This window comes from Pantoea sp. PvP021 (assembly GCF_054056055.1).
Genome location: NZ_JBSRXX010000015.1, coordinates 32960 through 51337, shown reverse-complemented (window position 1 = coordinate 51337; position 18378 = coordinate 32960). Strand labels below are relative to the sequence as shown.

General features: G+C 52.4%; 18 protein-coding genes and 4 tRNA genes. 3 read left to right on the top strand and 19 right to left on the bottom strand.

The genetic code is table 11. The annotated features are described in order from the left end of the window. Positions 1-2: 2 nt before the first annotated feature. Positions 3-1082 (bottom strand): 3-deoxy-7-phosphoheptulonate synthase, encoded by a 1080-nt coding sequence (locus ACVKSX_RS23420; protein ID WP_010672116.1) that lies wholly within the window; start codon positions 1080-1082, stop codon positions 3-5. A 288-nt stretch (positions 1083-1370) separates the two neighbouring features. Here ACVKSX_RS23420 and ACVKSX_RS23415 point away from each other — a divergent pair, with 288 nt between their 5' ends. Next, positions 1371-1907, top strand: a complete 537-nt coding sequence (locus ACVKSX_RS23415) for a GNAT family N-acetyltransferase (RefSeq protein ID WP_158131420.1) — start codon at positions 1371-1373, stop codon at positions 1905-1907. 97 nt (positions 1908-2004) lie between these two features. Here ACVKSX_RS23415 and rplS read toward each other — a convergent pair whose 3' ends face one another. From rplS to ffh, 5 genes are all read right to left on the bottom strand, one after another. Further along, entirely contained in the window at positions 2005-2352 is a 348-nt protein-coding gene (gene rplS, locus ACVKSX_RS23410; protein WP_003849035.1) for a 50S ribosomal protein L19, read from the bottom strand. 44 nt (positions 2353-2396) lie between these two features. After that, positions 2397-3161, bottom strand: coding sequence for a tRNA (guanosine(37)-N1)-methyltransferase TrmD (trmD, locus tag ACVKSX_RS23405; RefSeq protein ID WP_010248477.1), 765 nt, complete (start codon positions 3159-3161; stop codon positions 2397-2399). A gap of 35 nt (positions 3162-3196) precedes the next feature. Further along, a complete protein-coding gene (gene rimM / locus ACVKSX_RS23400; RefSeq protein WP_010248480.1) occupies positions 3197-3745 on the bottom strand; it encodes a ribosome maturation factor RimM in 549 nt (182 codons plus the stop codon). Positions 3746-3763: 18 nt separating this feature from the next. Continuing rightward, on the bottom strand, positions 3764-4012 hold the full coding sequence (gene rpsP, locus ACVKSX_RS23395) for a 30S ribosomal protein S16 (protein WP_003849041.1): 249 nt from the start codon (positions 4010-4012) through the stop codon (positions 3764-3766). Between the two features lie 142 nt (positions 4013-4154). Beyond that, a complete protein-coding gene (gene ffh / locus ACVKSX_RS23390) occupies positions 4155-5516 on the bottom strand; it encodes a signal recognition particle protein (RefSeq protein ID WP_010248486.1) in 1362 nt (453 codons plus the stop codon). 166 nt (positions 5517-5682) lie between these two features. Between ffh and ACVKSX_RS23385 the strand changes: the two genes are divergently transcribed. Both ACVKSX_RS23385 and ACVKSX_RS23380 read left to right on the top strand, forming a co-directional pair. Continuing rightward, entirely contained in the window at positions 5683-6483 is an 801-nt protein-coding gene (locus ACVKSX_RS23385; RefSeq protein ID WP_010248489.1) for a cytochrome C assembly family protein, read from the top strand. A 15-nt stretch (positions 6484-6498) separates the two neighbouring features. Next, positions 6499-7785, top strand: coding sequence for an HlyC/CorC family transporter (locus tag ACVKSX_RS23380; protein ID WP_022623780.1), 1287 nt, complete (start codon positions 6499-6501; stop codon positions 7783-7785). Between the two features lie 61 nt (positions 7786-7846). On the opposite strand, the gene luxS is transcribed toward ACVKSX_RS23380, so the two are convergent. The 13 genes from luxS to pncC form a co-directional block, all read right to left on the bottom strand. Continuing rightward, positions 7847-8362 carry an S-ribosylhomocysteine lyase gene (gene luxS / locus ACVKSX_RS23375; protein WP_009086888.1) on the bottom strand — a complete coding sequence of 172 codons (516 nt, stop codon included), beginning with the start codon at positions 8360-8362 and terminating at the stop codon, positions 7847-7849. A gap of 150 nt (positions 8363-8512) precedes the next feature. Further along, positions 8513-10120: a glutamate--cysteine ligase gene (gshA, locus tag ACVKSX_RS23370; protein ID WP_033770020.1), complete on the bottom strand. Its 1608-nt coding sequence runs from the start codon at positions 10118-10120 to the stop codon at positions 8513-8515. A gap of 31 nt (positions 10121-10151) precedes the next feature. Further along, positions 10152-10580: a YqaA family protein gene (locus tag ACVKSX_RS23365; RefSeq protein ID WP_010248498.1), complete on the bottom strand. Its 429-nt coding sequence runs from the start codon at positions 10578-10580 to the stop codon at positions 10152-10154. Further along, positions 10577-11143 carry a fructose-1-phosphate/6-phosphogluconate phosphatase gene (gene yqaB / locus ACVKSX_RS23360; protein WP_022623783.1) on the bottom strand — a complete coding sequence of 189 codons (567 nt, stop codon included), beginning with the start codon at positions 11141-11143 and terminating at the stop codon, positions 10577-10579. The genes ACVKSX_RS23365 and yqaB overlap by 4 nt, the downstream gene beginning before the upstream one ends. Before the next feature lie 596 nt (positions 11144-11739). Continuing rightward, a tRNA-Arg gene (locus ACVKSX_RS23355) sits at positions 11740-11816 on the bottom strand. Between the two features lie 222 nt (positions 11817-12038). Further along, positions 12039-12115: transfer RNA gene (locus ACVKSX_RS23350), tRNA-Arg, on the bottom strand. A gap of 209 nt (positions 12116-12324) precedes the next feature. Then, positions 12325-12401, bottom strand: a tRNA-Arg gene (locus ACVKSX_RS23345). An 8-nt stretch (positions 12402-12409) separates the two neighbouring features. Then, positions 12410-12502 (bottom strand) — tRNA-Ser (locus ACVKSX_RS23340). 283 nt (positions 12503-12785) lie between these two features. Beyond that, positions 12786-12971 carry a carbon storage regulator CsrA gene (gene csrA / locus ACVKSX_RS23335; RefSeq protein ID WP_008927091.1) on the bottom strand — a complete coding sequence of 62 codons (186 nt, stop codon included), beginning with the start codon at positions 12969-12971 and terminating at the stop codon, positions 12786-12788. A gap of 250 nt (positions 12972-13221) precedes the next feature. Further along, positions 13222-15849 (bottom strand): alanine--tRNA ligase, encoded by a 2628-nt coding sequence (alaS, locus tag ACVKSX_RS23330; RefSeq protein ID WP_010672120.1) that lies wholly within the window; start codon positions 15847-15849, stop codon positions 13222-13224. Positions 15850-15982: 133 nt separating this feature from the next. Next, positions 15983-16501, bottom strand: coding sequence for a regulatory protein RecX (locus ACVKSX_RS23325; protein WP_010248508.1), 519 nt, complete (start codon positions 16499-16501; stop codon positions 15983-15985). Between the two features lie 122 nt (positions 16502-16623). Further along, positions 16624-17691, bottom strand: a complete 1068-nt coding sequence (gene recA, locus ACVKSX_RS23320; protein ID WP_010248510.1) for a recombinase RecA — start codon at positions 17689-17691, stop codon at positions 16624-16626. A gap of 95 nt (positions 17692-17786) precedes the next feature. Further along, a complete protein-coding gene (pncC, locus tag ACVKSX_RS23315; protein ID WP_010672121.1) occupies positions 17787-18281 on the bottom strand; it encodes a nicotinamide-nucleotide amidase in 495 nt (164 codons plus the stop codon). Between the last annotated feature and the right edge of the window lie 97 nt (positions 18282-18378).

Here is an 18378-nt window from a genome sequence, read left to right as displayed (position 1 = left end):
TCTTACACCTCTTGTGACAGACGCGCCGACAGCACTCCCTGCAGATCCTGATGCATTTCACGCAGCAACGTTTCGGTCACTTCCCAGTTGATGCATGCATCGGTTACGGAAACGCCATACTTCATTTCGCTGCGTGGCTGCTCAGAAGACTGGTTACCTTCATTGATATGGCTTTCCAGCATCAAACCAATGATTGAACGGTTCCCGTCTTTGATCTGCGCAATAGCGGATTCCGCTACGCCAGGCTGACGGCTGTAGTCTTTGTTCGAATTACCATGGCTGCAATCTATCATTAAGGCCGGACGCAGTCCCGCCTTGAGCATCTCTTTTTCACACTGCGCGACATCTTCAGGACCGTAGTTCGGCGCTTTGCCGCCACGCAGGATCACGTGACCATCCGGATTGCCCTGAGTCTGCAGCAGGCAGACCTGACCGGCCTGATTAATCCCGACAAAACGGTGTGGCATTGCGGCAGCACGCATGGCGTTGATTGCCGTTCCCAGACTGCCATCGGTGCCATTTTTAAAGCCTACCGGCATCGACAGGCCCGAGGCCATTTCACGGTGCGTCTGCGATTCAGTGGTACGGGCGCCAATGGCAGACCAGCTGAACAGGTCGCCCAGATATTGCGGGCTATTAGGATCCAGCGCTTCAGTGGCCAGAGGCAAACCCATTTCAACCAGGTTCACCAGCAGCTGGCGCGCAATGTGCAGACCCGCTTCCATATCAAACGAGTTATCCATGAAAGGATCGTTGATCAGCCCTTTCCAGCCGACGGTGGTACGAGGTTTTTCAAAATAGACGCGCATCACGATAAAGAGCTGATCTTTCAGCTGTTCAGAAAGGGTTTGCAGACGACGAGCATAGTCCAGTGCCACTTCGGTATCGTGAATTGAGCAGGGTCCGCACACTACCAGCAGACGCGGATCGCGGCCGGCAATAATGTCAGAGATAGTCTGGCGCGACGCCGCGACCTGATCCTGCTGTTCAGTGGTCAGTGGAAACTTCGCTTTCAGCTCTTCAGGCGTGATTAATACCTGTTCACCGGCGATATGCACATTGTTCAGCGCGTCTTTTTGCATGATGGCGATCCTTTGGCTCGTATTGGCAGTCATGGACTCCTCACTGAGGAATGCAAATACTGTATCACATACAATACATAGCGCAATATTATATGTACACTTTTATTACCACGGATCAAGAAGGGTGCGAAATATACTTAAAATAACCAATAAAATCATGCATATAATAAAAAGCTCAACCACAAAAAACCAAAGACAATTGTACAAATAAGTTTACAGTTAAGGTTGTTGCCTTTCTTCTACCCACAGGCAGAATAAAAGAATCATTCTGTTCGCGCTGAGAGAGTTATGTACCCATCACCACAAAATATTTATCTGCGACCTTTTGAGCTCAGCGACGTATCTGCGTTTACCACTGCGGTTAATGCCTCGCTGGATAGCCTTATCCCGTGGATGGTCTGGGCGCATCACGATTATCAGCCTCATGAAGCAGAAAGCTGGATCCGCTTTACCCACTGGCAACGGATGAAAGAGGAAGCGGAAGAGTTTGCCATCGTTGATCAGCATGACCAGCTGCTGGGGGGCGCAGGAATACGCTTTGCCCGTCATCCGGGTGACACCAGCGCAATTGGCTACTGGGTTCGCAGTGATGCACAGCGTCAGGGAATCGCCAGCCGCGCGGTGGCCGCGTTGCTGCCGCTGGGGTTTTCACGCCCAGAGACCCGGGTGATTGAGATTCTGGCAGCAGAGGATAACCTGGCCAGTCGGGGCGTGGCTGAGAAGTGCGGTGGTCAGTTCATTGGCTGTCGCTATGGCCTGATCGTCTTAGAGGAAGGGCCGGTTAATACCGCGATTTATCATTTTCAGCGGCCGGACGACGATTAACTGTAGGCAGCAAGGTTGGCAGTGACATAAAAAAAGGGGCTGGCAGATGCCAACCCCTTGTTTGCTATTAACTTTTAGATGTCGCGTTAGCGATACCTTAGTTAAGACGCTCTTTAATACGAGCAGACTTACCAGTACGCTCACGCAGGTAGTACAGTTTGGCTTTACGCACAGCGCCACGACGTTTAACAGCGATGCTGTCAATTACAGGTGAATGAGTCTGGAATACACGCTCAACGCCTTCGCCGTTAGAAATTTTGCGAACAGTGAATGCAGAGTGCAGACCGCGGTTACGGATAGCGATAACCACGCCCTCGAATGCCTGCAGACGTTTTTTAGAACCTTCAACGACCCATACTTTCACTTCCACGGAATCACCCGGGCGGAAGGAAGGTACGTCCTGTTTCATCTGCTCTTGTTCAATTTGCTTGATAATGTTGCTCATAATTAAATCTCATATCCTGGGTAAACTGATAGTCGGGGAAGAGCTTACTCTTCCACATCATCGTTTTGTTGCTGCTGAGATTCCCGCTGGAACTCATTCAGCAACCTTGCTTGCTCTTCAGTCAGAGCCAGGTTTTCCAGAAGTTCAGGTCTTCTCAGCCAGGTACGGCCTAGCGACTGCTTCAGACGCCAGCGGCGGATATCAGCATGGTTGCCTGACAGTAATACTGCCGGGACCTCCACGCCGTCTAACACTTCAGGTCGGGTATAGTGCGGACAATCCAGCAAACCTTCCGAGAACGAATCCTCATCGGCTGACGCCTGCTTGCCGAGCACGCCAGGAATAAACCGGGCGACTGCGTCAATCATCGTCATCGCTGGCAGTTCCCCGCCGCTGAGAACGTAATCACCGATTGACCATTCTTCATCAATTTCGGTCTGGATTACGCGCTCATCAATCCCTTCATAACGGCCACAGACCAGAATTAACTTGTCCCGTGCCGCCAGTTCGCAAACGCCCTGTTGGTCCAGTTTGCGACCCTGAGGTGAAAGATATATCACCCTGGCCCCATCACCTGCCGCTGCTTTCGCTGCGGAGATGGCATCCCGTAAGGGTTGTACCATCATCAGCATTCCCGGTCCGCCGCCGTAAGGACGATCATCCACGGTACGGTGCCGGTCGTGCGTGAAGTCACGAGGACTCCAGCTCTGAATGCTGAGCAGACCGTTTTTTACAGCCCGGCCAGTTACCCCGTAATCGGTAATAGCGCGAAACATTTCTGGAAACAGGCTAATAACACCAATCCACATTGTATTCGCCGTTACGTTACCGTTCGATTCGGAGATCAAAAACCAGGATCCCAATCTACCTCAATGATGCCAGTAGAGAGATCGACTTTCCTGATAACCTGTTCATCAAGAAACGGAATTAACCGCTCCTGAGCACCGAATGCATCCTTCAGGTTTGCCTTAACGACGAGAACGTCGTTCGAGCCGGTTTCCATCATATCGATGACTTTACCCATCTCGTAGCCTTCAAGGTTAACCACCTGGCAGCCCATAAGGTCTTTCCAGTAGTAGTCGCCCTCTTCCAGCGATGGCAACTGCGTCGAGTCAACCTGAATTTCGCAATTGGTTAACTGAGCCGCCGCATCCCGATCTTCAATGCCTTTGACTTTGATGATCAGGTCCTGATTGTGGTGCTTCCAACCGTCCAGTTCGACCTGTTGCCATTTACCGGCGCGCTGGATGAACCAGGGTTGGTAGTTGAAGATGCTTTCAGCGTCTTCAGTGGAGGAAAACACTTTGAGCCAGCCGCGAATACCGTAGGCGGCTCCCATCTTACCCAATACAATCGGGTTAACAGGAGGCTGTGCGGCAATTTGTCTGCTCATGCTCACCACCGTGACAGATTAAGCTGCTTTCTTAGCTTCTTTGACCAGCGCGTTAACGCGATCAGAAAGCGTTGCGCCCTGGCCAACCCAGTGCTCGATACGATCCAGATCAAGACGCAGACCTTCAGCCTGACCAGATGCGATCGGGTTGAAGAAACCAACGCGCTCGATAAAACGACCGTTGCGTGCATTGCGGCTGTCAGTGACGACGACCTGATAGAACGGACGCTTTTTAGCGCCGTGACGTGCCAAACGAATTGTTACCATAACATCCTCTTCAGTTAATAAAACACCCGGCCCCCATCGAGGAACGGGGTCCGGGTGCTGTATAAAAAGCCCGAAAATTTTACTCATTTTGGCGAAAAAAGCAACCTAAACCGTGCCATTTCGGGCTTTTTTGTGGAACGCTTTAGCGGCCAGGAAAACCTGGCGGCATCATACCCTTCATGCCGCGCATCATTTTCGCCATACCGCCCTTCTTCATTTTCTTCATCATACGCTGCATATCGTCAAACTGCTTCAATAAGCGGTTAACGTCCTGCACCTGCATACCGGAGCCGGTCGCAATGCGGCGCTTGCGTGAGCCTTTGATGATCTCTGGTTTTTCACGCTCTTTGCGTGTCATCGAGTTGATGATCGCTTCCATGCGCACCAGCACTTTGTCATCCATCTGTGACTTCACATTGTCAGGTAACTGTCCCATACCGGGCAGTTTGCCCATCAGGCTGGCCATGCCGCCCATGTTGCGCATCTGCTTCAGCTGCTCAAGGAAATCGTTGAGATCAAAACCGTCGCCGGTTTTCAGCTTCTTAGCCAGTTTCTCAGCCTGATCGCGGTCAACCTTGCTTTCGATATCTTCGATCAGTGACAGCACGTCACCCATGCCGAGGATACGCGAAGCAATACGCTCCGGATAGAACGGCTCAAGTGCATCGGTTTTTTCACCGACACCCATAAATTTAATCGGCTTACCGGTGATATGACGAATCGACAGCGCCGCACCGCCTCGTGCATCACCATCGACTTTGGTCAGGATAACACCGGTCAGCGGTAGTGCTTCATTAAAAGCTTTAGCCGTGTTTGCCGCATCCTGACCGGTCATGGCATCGACCACAAACAGCGTTTCTACCGGATTGATCGCGGCATGAACCTGTTTGATTTCGTCCATCATCGCTTCGTCAACGTGCAGACGACCGGCGGTATCCACCAGCAGTACATCGTAGAACTTCAGGCGAGCTTCACGCAGCGCATTGTTAACGATATCGACCGGCTTCTGGCTGAGATCGGATGGGCAGAAATCCACGCCCACCTGCTGTGCCAGCGTTTCCAGCTGTTTGATTGCCGCCGGACGATAGACGTCGGCAGAAACCACTAAGACTTTCTTTTTGTGCTTCTCGCGCAGGAATTTACCCAGCTTAGCGACGCTGGTTGTTTTACCGGCACCCTGCAAACCCGCCATCAGCACCACGGCTGGCGGCTGAGCAGCCAGGTCGAGAGCATTGTTCTCTGCACCCATCGCCGTAACCAGCTCGTTACGAACGATTTTGATAAACTCCTGACCTGGAGTCAGACTTTTATTCACATCATGGCCGACCGCGCTCTCTTTCACACGGTTGATGAAGTCACGCACCACCGGCAGCGCAACGTCAGCCTCAAGCAGTGCCATGCGCACTTCACGCAGGGTCTCTTTGATGTTCTCTTCAGTCAGCCTTCCGCGGCCGCTGATGTTTCGCAGGGTTTGCGACAAACGATCGGTTAAATTATCAAACATGGTCTCTCACTAAAAAAAAGATCGCGAGGCGCCTGATCGGCAGAATGCGGCGGATTATAACACGAAGCCTCAGCGATCTCTGCAATTGCCCCTCAGATCGTTTGGAGCCTGCTTCGGCTGGCGCTATACTGCCTTTTTCCTTATCTGACTGAACCTGAAAGGATCTATGTTCGTTTTCGCGATAGTGGCGCTATTCGCCTACTCCTTAAGTCTTGCCCTGATCATTCCCAGCCTGTTGAAACGTAACGGCGGCTGGCGGCGAATGGCGATGCTCTCTGCCTGTGTGGCGCTGGTGACACACGCGGTGGCCTTGCAGCAACGCATATTTGCTGTTGATAGCGGACAGAATTTAAGCCTGCTCAACATAGGCTCGCTGGTCAGCCTGTTGATTTGCGCCATCATGACCATTGTGGCGTCACGCAACCGTGGCTGGCTGCTGCTGCCGATTGTTTACAGCTTCGCGCTGATCAATCTGGCCTTCGCCACTTTTGTGCCCAATGCGTTTATCACCCATCTGGAAACCACGCCAGGCATGATGATTCATATCGGCCTGTCGCTGTTCGCCTACGCGACGCTGATTATTGCCGCGCTCTATGCACTGCAGCTGGCGTGGATCGATTACCAGTTAAAAAACAAGCGCCTGGCGTTCACACAGGATATGCCGCCGCTGCTGACCATTGAACGTAAAATGTTTCACATCACCCAGGTGGGCGTCGTCCTGTTGACGCTGGTGCTCTGCACCGGTCTGTTTTATATGCAGGATCTCTTCAGCGCAGAAAACGTCGATAAAGCCGTGCTCTCTATCATCGCGTGGTTTGTTTATATCGTTTTGCTCTGGGGGCACTATCATGAAGGCTGGCGTGGTCGCCGCGTCGTCTGGTTTAACTGCAGCGGTGCGGTGCTGTTAACCATGGCTTACTTCGGCAGTCGCATCCTGCAGCATCTGCTTGTCCCCACCTCTCGTTAAAAAGGAAGTTCTGCGTTGGAGAATGTTTCAACCACCACGCTGATTATTATTCTCTGCGTCATGGTACTGGTTTCCGCCTGGTTTGCCGGGTCGGAAACCGGAATGATGACGCTTAACCGCTATAAGCTGCGCCATCAGGCCAAAAACGGCAGTCGCCCCGCACGCCGGGTGGAGAAGTTACTGCGTCGCCCCGACCGGTTGCTGAGCCTGGTATTAATCGGCAATAACCTGGTGAATATTCTGGCTTCCGCACTTGCCACCATTGTTGGCATGCGTATTCACGGTGACGAAGGGGTTGCGATCGCAACCGGTATCCTGACCTTTGTGGTGCTGGTATTTGCTGAAGTGCTGCCGAAAACAGTGGCGGCCCTCTATCCCGAACGCGTCGCCTTTCCCAGCAGCCTGCTGCTGGTCCCGCTGCAATACATCATGCTGCCGCTGGTCTGGCTACTCAACACCATTACCCGTCTGCTGATGAGGATGGCGGGTATCCGCGCTGACGGTGCCATTAACTCCGCGCTGAGCAAAGAGGAGTTGCGTACCATCGTCTATGAGTCACGTAGCCTGATGTCACGCCGTAATCAGGACATGTTGCTCTCCGTGCTCGACCTGGAGAAAGTCAGCGTTGATGACATCATGGTTCCGCGTAACGAGATCGTCGGCATTAATATCAACGATGACTGGAAGTCGGTGGTGCGCCAGTTAAGCCACTCGCCACACGGCCGGATTGTGCTGTTCCGGGACTCGCTGGATGACTGCGTCGGCATGCTGCGGGTGCGCGAAGCCTGGCGCATGATGACGGAGAAAAAAGAGTTCACCAAAGAGACGCTGCTGCGTGCCGCCGATGAGATCTACTACATCCCGGAAGGGACACCGCTGAACACCCAACTGGTGAAGTTCCAGCGCAACAAAGAGAAAGCGGGCGTGGTGGTGGATGAGTATGGCGACATCAAAGGGCTGGTGACGATAGAGGACATTCTGGAGGAGATCGTGGGTGACTTCACCACCTCCATGTCACCATCACTGGCAGAAGAAGTGATGCCGCAGAATGACGGGTCCGTGCTGATTGAAGGCAGCGCCAGTGTGCGTGAAATTAACAAGGCGTTTAACTGGCAGCTGCCAGAGCAGGAAGCGCGCACCATCAACGGCATGCTGCTGGAAGCGCTGGAAGAGATCCCTGCCATCGCCACCCGTGTTCAGATCGGCCACTACAACGTCGATATTCTGGACGTGCAGGACAACATGATTAAACAAGTGCGCATTACGCCGAAGACGCCACTGAAAAAATCGGTAGGGTCCTGAAGCGATAAAAAAACGCCGCAATCGACATGATGCGGCGTTTTTTTTAGCAGCAAAGCCCTGACTAGATGTGCAGTTCTTTCAGCTTTTCAGCAGGCAGTTTCAGATCTTCGTTGCGGTTAACGCCGATCTCATGCGCCAGCACATTGCGGGCGATCTGCTGCGCTTCATCCAGTGAGTGCAGCTTGTAGCTGCCGCACTGGTATTCATTCAGCTCAGGGATCTGGTTCTGATCTTTCACTTTCAGAACATCTTCCATCGCCCCTTTCCACGCTTTGGCAACGCGCTGCTCGTCTGGTGTACCAATCAGGCTCATGTAGAAGCCGGTGCGGCAACCCATTGGCGAGATATCGACGATTTCCACACCATCACCATTCAGGTGATCACGCATGAATCCGGCAAAGAGATGCTCCAGCGTATGAATGCCACGCTCAGTGAGGATATCAATGTTCGGGCGGCAAAAACGCAGGTCAAAAACGGTAATCGTATCGCCATGCGGAGTCTTCATGGTTTTCGCCACGCGAACTGCCGGTGCGCCCATGATGGTGTGATCAACGGTAAAACTGTCCAGTAGTGGCATACGTCACCTCCTGTTCTGAGAATTTTTTTTAAAACGATGAAACTTTTCTGTTCGCCCAACGTCTGAATATATGAAAGACGCGCATTTGTTATCATCATCCCTGACAACAGAGATGTTAATTTGGCCACATTGATGTGGCCTTTTTCTTTTCTACCCTTCCCGGCTCGCCAGATACGCTTCAAAATCCAGCTTATCATTCGCTTCCAGCTGCTGCTGTGCAGCAACAGACGCCTGCGCCTGACGCGTGAAATCTTCTTCTGTCAGCACTTCCAGCGGCTCTTCGCAGAGCAGATGGCGATACTGTTCAGCCAGCGCCACGCCGGTTCCGGTTACACCATTGTCCTTCATTGCCTGAAGGATGCGCGCCGAGTAGGTTAGCTCAGGATCGTCGAACGATGCTACCAGTTGATCGCAAACCTGCTGATATTCCGTGCTGTCCTGATTATGACTGTCTAACACTTCAGCAACCCGACGCAGATCGGCAAACAGGGTTTTGCCCACTTCAACCAGCGAATGTTCCGCTTCTCCGCAGCCTACGGCAATTTTCTGGTCCGGTTTACGCCCTTCCAGCACAACCCGGTTCCAGTTTATACGGGTGCATTGCAACTCATCTGCACTCATTTCCGGCGCATCGGCCAGGGTACACCAGATCAGGAACAGGTCGAGGAAGCGAACCTGATTCTCATCTACGCCGATCGCAGAGAACGGGTTGATATCCAGCGAACGCACTTCAATGTACTCAATACCACCACGCAGCAGCGCATCAGAAGGCGCTTCACCCGAGCGTGTCACACGCTTAGGCCGGATTGGCGCATAGAGCTCGTTTTCAATCTGCAGCACGTTGGTGTTGAGCTGCAGCCAGTTACCGTCGGCATCTTTAGTGCCCATCGCTGCATACTCTTCTGACGGCGTCTTAATCGCTTTCTTCAGCGCGGTGACATAGCCTTCCAGTGAGTTAAACGTGATGCCCAGAGAGCTCTGCGATTTATTGGTGTAGCCTAAATCGCTCAGACGCAGTGAGGTAGCATACGGCAGCCACATCGTGTCTTTGTCGTTGGTTTCGAACGGCAGCGCGCTCTCACGGCCCTGCAGGAAGCTGGAGCTGATAGCAGGCGATGCGCCAAACAGATAGGGGATCACCCAGCCGAAGCGATAATAGTTGCGGATCAGCCGCAGATAGCCCGCCGAGATCGTCTCTTTTCCGCTTTCCTTATCTTTCACGTCAGCCCACTCCTGCCAGAATGAGAGTGGCAGTGAGAAGTTATAGTGAATGCCGGAGATGGTCTGCATCAACGCGCCGTAGCGGTTTTTCAGTCCTTCGCGGTAGAGCGTCTTCATCTGACCAATATTGGACGTGCCATATTGCGCCAGCTCAATATTGTCCGCATCGTCAATCACGCACGGCATACTAAACGGCCACATGCGTTCATCACCCAGTTCACGGGCAACGTGACGATGAATATCGCGCAGGAATGCCAGCATATGATCAATGCTGTGATCCACTGGCGTAATAAACTCCAGCAACGTTTCGGCAAAGTCAGTGGTGATCCAGTCATGTTTCAGCGCCGACCCCAGAGATTCCGGGTGGCCGCTTTTTGCCAGCTCGCCATTTGCCTGTACACGCAGCGTTTCACGCTCGATGCCACGGCCAATACCTTTAAGGGCATTGGGATGCGCTTCCAGCCAGGAGAGCGCTTTAGATACGTCCGGGATCACATTACCCCCCCGCTGTGATAATAATTTATTTTTGTTCAGCATAATGTTAACCGTAGCCTCGAATCTGTGCGAATCAATGCCACCATTGCATACCCTGTAATGTGGCAGTCGCGATAACGATATAACGCAGTGTTTTGCCGACAGCGAGAAACAGCATCGCGGGTAGCCAGGCGAAACGTAACCAGCCTGCCAGAACGCAGAGCAGATCACCTATCACTGGCAGCCAGCTGAATAACAGTGCTGCAGGTCCCAGTCGGTGCAACCACGTCATTGCTGTGTCATGCCATCGCCCCTGACGTTTTAACGGCAGCAAGCGACCAATAAGAATGTTGGTTAAGCCGCCCAAGGTGTTTCCCAGTGATGCGGCCAAAAGCAACCCGTAAACTGATGTCTTTTTTGCTATCAATAGTGCTATCAGCAGTGCTTCAGAACTTCCCGGCAGGAGCGTTGCACTTAAAAAGCTGCTGCCGAACATCGAGGCATAGGTAAGAACGTCACTCACAGTAAGCGGACATCCACCACAGCCATACCTGCCGCCTTCGCTGCCTGAATACCAAAGTCCGCATCCTCAAACACCACACAACGTGCCGGCGTCACACCCATCAGCTCAGCGCAGCGTAAGAAGGTTTCTGGCTCAGGTTTATGACGCTGTACGTCGTCAGCACCGACGACGGCCGAAAAGAGCTCACGTACGCCCAGCTGCGTCAGTAACGCCTCTGCCATGCTGTGTTCGCTTCCGGTACCGACCGCCATCGGACGACGCCCGTGATACGCTTTCACCACCTCCATTAAAGGCAGTGGCTTCACGTTTTCCAGCAGCATCGCTTTCACGGCAGCGGTTTTTTCTGCGGCAAGAAGATGAGGGTCGAGTGACGACTGATTGGATTCAATGATGAACTGCGACAGCCGCCAGGTTGGTGCGCCATTGAAGTCGATAATACGTGCTTCATCCAGCGTTAATCCATAACGCTGGAGCACCTGACGCCACGCTTTTCGATGTGTCGGCTCAGTATCAAGAATCGTGCCGTCCATATCGAAAATCAGGGCGTCATATTGATCGTACATTGTCACTCCGGACATTCATCAAATGAGACATTACTTTAGCCTAATGTGGACAGGTTGTCGCCAGGGGGGATGAACAGCAAATGCTTTGAAAGCATTAACAATTTTTGTTTTCAGATAAAGGTGATCGTGCACGACCAGCGATAAACGTACGAAATTCCAGCGTTTTTTTAACATTCTTCTGGCAGACAAGCGGCGGCGGACGGGCATGGGCAGCAAAACAGAAGGCGTTGATGCGGGAAACAGGCGTTTCGGATCGCTTAAGTCAGGATGATGAATCAATGGGGCAGATTAAACAGGAAAAGAGTGCGTGTGAAGCCAGAGGGAAACTGCAGAGGTTTTTCAGGATACTCACTCAGCGTTTGCTGTACGGACGGTTACGGAAGTAACGCTATCGTGTTTAGTGAGGTCTTAGCGATCATCGCGCCATGATACTTTGAGGGATTTTGAGGCTAAAGAAGAAGATGGTGCATCCAGGAGGATGACTCAGCTTGCGCTTCGCCCTGCGGGCCGTTGCTGATGCAACGTTATCCCCCTTCGTGCTGCCGGAACGCTTATTGCGTCATGTCACACTGAGGAACTGCCAACATTCGAGAAGATGGTGCATCCAGGAGGATTCGAACCTCCGACCGCTCGGTTCGTAGCCGAGTACTCTATCCAGCTGAGCTATGGATGCATTGGGGTCTATCTTTTGGGGTCTATCTTTTGAGGTACAACTTTTTATGGACTTACAGAAACCAACCTGAGGATGTTACAAAGAATGGTGCATCCAGGAGGATGACTCAGCTTGCGCTTCGCCCTATGGGCCGTTGCTGATGCAACGTTATCCTCCTTAGTGCGGCCTGAACGATAATTACGTCATGACACACTGAGGCACTGTCCATATTCGGGAAGAATATGGTGCATCCAGGAGGATTCGAACCTCCGACCGCTCGGTTCGTAGCCGAGTACTCTATCCAGCTGAGCTATGGATGCATAAAACAAATTCTTGTACAACGCAGGGTGCTAACTACTCACCATGAAAGGAATTGCTAATTCGCTTTGTTTCGATGGTGCATCCAGGAGGATTACTCAGCTTGCGCTTCGCCCTGTGGGCCGTTGCTGATGCAAAGTTATCCTCCTTAGTGCGGCCTGTACGCTAATGCGTCATGTCACACCGAGGCACTTCTCCATATTCGAAAATATGGTGCATCCAGGAGGATTCGAACCTCCGACCGCTCGGTTCGTAGCCGAGTACTCTATCCAGCTGAGCTATGGATGCATCGAAAATGGCGGTGAGGGAGGGATTCGAACCCTCGATACAGCTTTTGACCGTATACTCCCTTAGCAGGGGAGCGCCTTCAGCCTCTCGGCCACCTCACCTTACGCTTTCTTTCGAACTGTGCGTCTGAACGTTGTTTCTGCTCATCGGCACTGCGTGGCGCACATATTACTTTCCCGGACTTTTAAGTCAAACAATTTTTCCGAAACTTTGTTTGATTGAGCAAATCACACACAATTGGGACAAAATGGCGACAAAAAGAGTGAATTATCAACAATGAAAGATGATGGCGTTAACAAAACAGAGGAGGAACAGGTAGAAAGAAAAGGCAGGATTTTTACAGAAAGCGGTAGCGCCTCGCACAGGTGCGAGACGCTGAATCCGTTAAACGCTGGTTTGTTGCGTTTTTTCAGCCTGGATGCGTTGATAGATCTCTTCGCGATGCACAGACACTTCTTTCGGCGCGTTAACACCGATACGAACCTGGTTACCCTTAACACCCAGCACCGTTACAGTTACCTCATCACCGATCATGAGGGTTTCACCAACTCGACGAGTTAGAATAAGCATTCTTTGCTCCTTGAAAGATTAAAAGAGTCGGGCTTGTACAGGCTCCCGGCATTATCCATCATTTAACGCTGCACAATGTGTATGAGAAATACACCAATGCACATCGATGCGCCAATACATTCTGCTGATAGTTAGTTTAGCCGAAATACACTACATCAACCTGACTTTGTCATTTGCTGCTTTAGCATCGTATTAAAAAGCGCCGGAACAACCGTTCTGACGCTTTTTACGATGCCTTGTTTTAATTCACTTACAGACGGCTGCTGACCCAGTCCTCAACCCCTGCTAATGCGCCTTTCAGAGCACCCGCATCGTTACCACCAGCTTGTGCCATATCAGGACGGCCACCGCCCTTCCCGCCAACCTGCTGAGCCAGACCGGCAATCAACTCACCCGCTTTAACACGGTCAGTCAGATCTTTGGTCACACCCGCAATCAGCGACACCTTACCTTCAGTAACCGTTGCCAGCACAATAATCGCCGACCCCAGCTGATTCTTAAGATCATCAACCATGGTACGCAACATTTTAGGTTCAACATTGTTGAGCTCACTGACTAACAGTTTCACTCCCTTAATGTCGATAGCATTGCTGCTCAGTGAAGCGCTCTCCTGCGCGGCTTGCTGATCGCGCAGTTGCTGCAACTCTTTCTCCAGAGCCCGTACATGATCGACCAGACCACGCACTTTCTCATTCAGGTTGCTGCTGTTCGCTTTTACCAGCTGCGCAAGATCCTGCAGCTGGCTGCTCTGCGCATTGACCTGCGCCAGCGCGCCTTCACCCGTAATCGCTTCGATACGACGAATACCGGCTGCGGTACCTGACTCCGCCTGAATACGGAACAGCCCGATGTCACCCGTGCGCGCAGCATGGGTACCACCACACAGCTCAACAGAGAAATCACCCATGGTCAGAACACGCACGCGCTGATCATATTTCTCGCCAAACAGTGCCATTGCCCCTTTAGACTTCGCCGCATCCAGATCCATCACTTCGGTTTCAACCGGCAGGTTGCGACGAATTTGCGCATTGACGATATCTTCGACCTGACGAATCTCCTGAGGTTTCATCGCTTCGAAATGCGAGAAATCGAAACGCAGGTACTTGTCGTTAACCAGCGAGCCTTTCTGCGCCACATGCTCACCTAAAACCTGACGCAAGGCGGCATGCAGTAAGTGAGTAGCAGAGTGGTTAAGACGGATGCGCGCACGGCGTGCTGCATCAACCTGCGCCTCAAGGCGATCACCGATACGCAACTGCCCTGCGGTCAGCTTACCGACATGACCGATTGCCTGACCATATTTTTGTGTATCCTGGACGCTAAATTCAGCATTCTTCCCTTTCAGCAGACCGGTATCGCCTACCTGGCCACCCGATTCGCCATAGAATGGCGTTTCATCCAGCACGACCACGGCATCCTGACCCGCGGTCACTTCATCAACCGCCTCGCCTGCAACATAGAGCGCTTTCACCGTGGCAGCTAAATCGAGCTGGTCGTAGCCTTTGAAGGATGAGGCGGCATCAATACGAATAACGTTGCTGTAGTCAGCGCCGAAGCCACTCGCTTCACGTGCGCGCTGACGCTGCTGCTCCATCGCCCGCTCAAAGCCGGCTTCGTCGATCTTCAGATTGCGTTCGCGACAGACGTCAGCCGTTAAATCAGCCGGGAAACCAAAGGTATCGTAGAGACGGAAGACGATTTCACCATCCAGCGTGTCGCCCTGCAGTTTTTCCAGCTCTTCGTCCAGCAGCGCCAGTCCGCGCTCCAGGGTTCTGGCAAACTGATCTTCTTCGCTTTTCAGCACCTGCTCAACCTGAGCCTGCTGGCGCTGTAACTCTTCGCCTGCGGCACCCATGACCTCAACCAGTGGCGCAACCAGCTTATAGAAGAAGGCCTCTTTAGCGCCCAGCATGTTGCCATGACGCACGGCACGACGAATGATACGACGCAGCACGTAGCCACGGTTCTCATTAGACGGGATGACGCCATCGGCAATCAGGAAAGCACAGGAGCGAATGTGGTCGGCAATGACACGCAGCGATTTGTTACTGAGGTCAGTGGCACCGGTAACCTGCGCCACGGCCTGAATCAGTTTCTGGAACAGGTCGATTTCATAGTTGGAGTTGACGTGTTGCAGAACGGCAGAAATACGCTCAAGGCCCATTCCGGTATCAACCGACGGTTTTGGCAGCGGCAGCATGGTGCCATCAGCCTGACGGTTGAACTGCATAAAGACGATGTTCCAGATCTCAATGTAACGGTCACCATCTTCTTCCGGGCTGCCCGGCGGGCCACCCCAGATGTGATCGCCATGATCGTAGAAAATCTCGCTGCACGGACCACAAGGACCGGTATCGCCCATCTGCCAGAAGTTATCTGACGCATACGCGCTGCCCTTGTTGTCGCCGATGCGAATAATGCGTTCACGTGGCACACCGATTTCGTTCGCCCAGATATCAAAGGCTTCATCGTCGGTTTCATAGATCGTCACCCACAGACGCTCTTTTGGCAGGCTGAACCACTGCTCGCTCGTCAGCAGTTCCCAGGCAAAACCAATCGCCTCTCTCTTGAAGTAGTCACCAAAGCTGAAGTTACCCAGCATTTCAAAGAAGGTGTGGTGACGTGCGGTGTAACCGACGTTTTCAAGATCGTTGTGTTTGCCGCCTGCGCGTACGCAGCGCTGTGACGTGGTCGCACGTGTGTAGTCACGTTTGTCCTGACCGAGGAACACATCTTTAAACTGGTTCATCCCGGCGTTAGTAAACAACAACGTTGGATCGTTATTCGGTACGAGGGAGCTGCTGGTTACAACCTCATGTCCCTTGCTATGAAAAAAGTCGAGAAACGCTTGACGGATCTCAGCAGTGCTCTTGCTCATATATATCCTGGAATCACGCTAACGAACGTTCCCTCTGATCGGCGCGACCACATTCTGGTGGTGCCTGATTAGCGGAACAAAAAGTGGGAATAAGATAAATTTTCTTCAGTGGGAAGTAAAATTACATCGGCTTTTAGTCATCAAAATTTCTGAAAATGGACTGGATATCTTCGCTCATAAAACCCTTTGACTGCAGATAGCGTAGTACTTTCGCTTTCTCTTTCCACTCTGTGGGCAGCGGGTGTCCGAATTTTCGTTCAGCCAGCTGAGCCGCACACGCCGCCCAGTCTACCTCTGTCTCTTCCATTGCAAGATCAATGGCTTCACGGTCGATGCCTTTCTGGCCCAGTTCAAGGCGCACGCGCTGCGATCCAAAGCCCTTACGGCTCCGGCTCTGAATAAATCGTTCGGTGAAACGCTCGTCGTTTAACCAGCCGCTTTCCTGACACCAGTTAAGAACCTGTTCCAGCAACGCTTCGGTAACAATTTCGGGCTCTTTTTTCTGCGCCCACGCAGCACGCTGCGCTGATTGTTGCAGTTTACGCGCTAACTCTGCACGGCTGTGGTCGCGCTGACCCAGAATACGCATCGCACGGTCAAGCAGACGAGAGTAAGAGACGACATTAGGTTGGGGTTGAGAGGGTTCAGTCATACTGCGCACCTTGTACAAACAGAGGGAGATTATGGCGACAGAACAGGACAGAGGGAAGGCAAGAAAGATAATAGAGGGGGATAAAACTACGGGAGAGGCTTTCGCCCCTCCCGCATCAGAGATTAGAAGTCTTCGTTCGCTTCAGCCGCGTCTTCTTTCTCAGCAGCCTTGTCGGCTGCTGCGAGTTTTTCATCCGCGCCGTTGAGCAACATCTCACGTAACTTCAGATCAATCTCGTTTGCCACAGCAGCATTCTCTTTCAGGAAGTTGCCGGCATTCGATTTACCCTGACCAATCTTGTCGCCATTGTAGCTGTACCATGCACCCGCTTTTTCAATCAGCTTGTGCTTCACGCCCAGGTCGACCAGCTCACCAAAGGTATTGATACCTTCGCCGTACATGATCTGGAACTCAGCCTGTTTGAATGGCGCGGCGATTTTGTTTTTCACCACTTTAACGCGGGTCTCACTGCCGACCACGTTATCGCCCTCTTTGATTGCACCGATACGGCGGATATCAAGACGGACAGAGGCGTAGAACTTCAGCGCGTTACCACCAGTGGTGGTTTCCGGGTTACCAAACATCACACCAATTTTCATACGGATCTGGTTGATGAAAATCAGCAGGGTATTGGACTGCTTCAGGTTACCGGCCAGTTTACGCATCGCCTGGCTCATCATACGTGCCGCGAGGCCCATGTGTGAGTCACCGATTTCACCTTCGATTTCCGCTTTAGGCGTCAGCGCCGCGACGGAGTCGACGATGATCACGTCAACGGCACCAGAGCGCGCCAGCGCATCACAGATTTCCAGCGCCTGCTCACCAGTGTCTGGCTGAGAGCAGAGCAGGTTATCAATGTCTACGCCGAGTTTCTTGGCGTAAACCGGATCAAGCGCATGTTCTGCATCGATAAAGGCACAGGTTTTACCTTTACGCTGTGCAGATGCGATAACCTGCAAAGTCAGCGTGGTTTTACCTGAAGACTCAGGTCCATAGATCTCAACGATACGGCCCATTGGCAGACCGCCTGCGCCTAATGCGATATCCAGCGACAGCGAGCCGGTAGAGATAGTTTCCACATCCATTGAGCGGTCTTCACCCAAGCGCATGATGGAGCCTTTACCAAATTGCTTCTCAATCTGGCCAAGCGCGGCAGCTAAAGCCTTCTGTTTGTTTTCATCAATCGCCATTTCAACTCCTAATCAAGCCGGGTAAACACGCACTCAGGGTGCCTGTACTCTTTCTGTTGCCGACAATTATACTGTATAGTCATACAGTATCAAGTTTAATTTGTCAGAAATTCGCCATACAGTTTCTGCAGGGCCCATGCCACCGACTGGCGGCGTACGGCATCACGATCGCCGCTAAAATGCTGCTGAAAAGTCAATACGTTATCCTGCGGCCCGGCAAAGCCAAACCACACCGTGCCCACCGGTTTTTCTTCACTGCCGCCATCCGGACCGGCAATACCGCTGACGGAGATCGCGTAGTCAGCATGGGCCGCCCTGCGGGCACCCAGCGCCATCTCCCGCACCACCACATCACTTACCGCACCATACTGCAACAGCGAAGCAGCCTGAACACTGACCATCTGCTGTTTGGCCTGGTTACTGTAGGTCACAAAACCGCGTTCGAACCAGGCGGAGCTGCCGCTGATATCGGTAAAGACTTTGGCAATCCATCCCCCCGTGCAGGATTCCGCACAGGTTACGGTGGCATTGCGCTGCTTCAGCTTCTCACCTATCTGCGCACTAAGCGCCTGCAATTGCTGATCATCCATTGCGACTCTCCCTTTGGCTGTGGGTTGAAGGTGGTGCAGAAAAACCGCTTTTTCAAGGTCACTCACCATTATTACGCTGTTTTTGCGGCCAGCTTTC

What these genes read in the sequence shown, in the direction of transcription:
- ACVKSX_RS23420 (WP_010672116.1), bottom strand. Translation starts at nt 1,082, where the DNA reads ATGCAAAAAGACGCGCTGAACAATGTGCATATCGCCGGTGAACAGGTA.
- ACVKSX_RS23415 (WP_158131420.1), top strand. Translation starts at nt 1,371, where the DNA reads ATGTACCCATCACCACAAAATATTTATCTGCGACCTTTTGAGCTCAGC.
- rplS (WP_003849035.1), bottom strand. Translation starts at nt 2,352, where the DNA reads ATGAGCAACATTATCAAGCAAATTGAACAAGAGCAGATGAAACAGGAC.
- trmD (WP_010248477.1), bottom strand. Translation starts at nt 3,161, where the DNA reads ATGTGGATTGGTGTTATTAGCCTGTTTCCAGAAATGTTTCGCGCTATT.
- rimM (WP_010248480.1), bottom strand. Translation starts at nt 3,745, where the DNA reads ATGAGCAGACAAATTGCCGCACAGCCTCCTGTTAACCCGATTGTATTG.
- rpsP (WP_003849041.1), bottom strand. Translation starts at nt 4,012, where the DNA reads ATGGTAACAATTCGTTTGGCACGTCACGGCGCTAAAAAGCGTCCGTTC.
- ffh (WP_010248486.1), bottom strand. Translation starts at nt 5,516, where the DNA reads ATGTTTGATAATTTAACCGATCGTTTGTCGCAAACCCTGCGAAACATC.
- ACVKSX_RS23385 (WP_010248489.1), top strand. Translation starts at nt 5,683, where the DNA reads ATGTTCGTTTTCGCGATAGTGGCGCTATTCGCCTACTCCTTAAGTCTT.
- luxS (WP_009086888.1), bottom strand. Translation starts at nt 8,362, where the DNA reads ATGCCACTACTGGACAGTTTTACCGTTGATCACACCATCATGGGCGCA.
- gshA (WP_033770020.1), bottom strand. Translation starts at nt 10,120, where the DNA reads ATGCTGAACAAAAATAAATTATTATCACAGCGGGGGGGTAATGTGATC.
- yqaB (WP_022623783.1), bottom strand. Translation starts at nt 11,143, where the DNA reads ATGTACGATCAATATGACGCCCTGATTTTCGATATGGACGGCACGATT.
- csrA (WP_008927091.1), bottom strand. Translation starts at nt 12,971, where the DNA reads ATGCTTATTCTAACTCGTCGAGTTGGTGAAACCCTCATGATCGGTGAT.
- alaS (WP_010672120.1), bottom strand. Translation starts at nt 15,849, where the DNA reads ATGAGCAAGAGCACTGCTGAGATCCGTCAAGCGTTTCTCGACTTTTTT.
- ACVKSX_RS23325 (WP_010248508.1), bottom strand. Translation starts at nt 16,501, where the DNA reads ATGACTGAACCCTCTCAACCCCAACCTAATGTCGTCTCTTACTCTCGT.
- recA (WP_010248510.1), bottom strand. Translation starts at nt 17,691, where the DNA reads ATGGCGATTGATGAAAACAAACAGAAGGCTTTAGCTGCCGCGCTTGGC.
- pncC (WP_010672121.1), bottom strand. Translation starts at nt 18,281, where the DNA reads ATGGATGATCAGCAATTGCAGGCGCTTAGTGCGCAGATAGGTGAGAAG.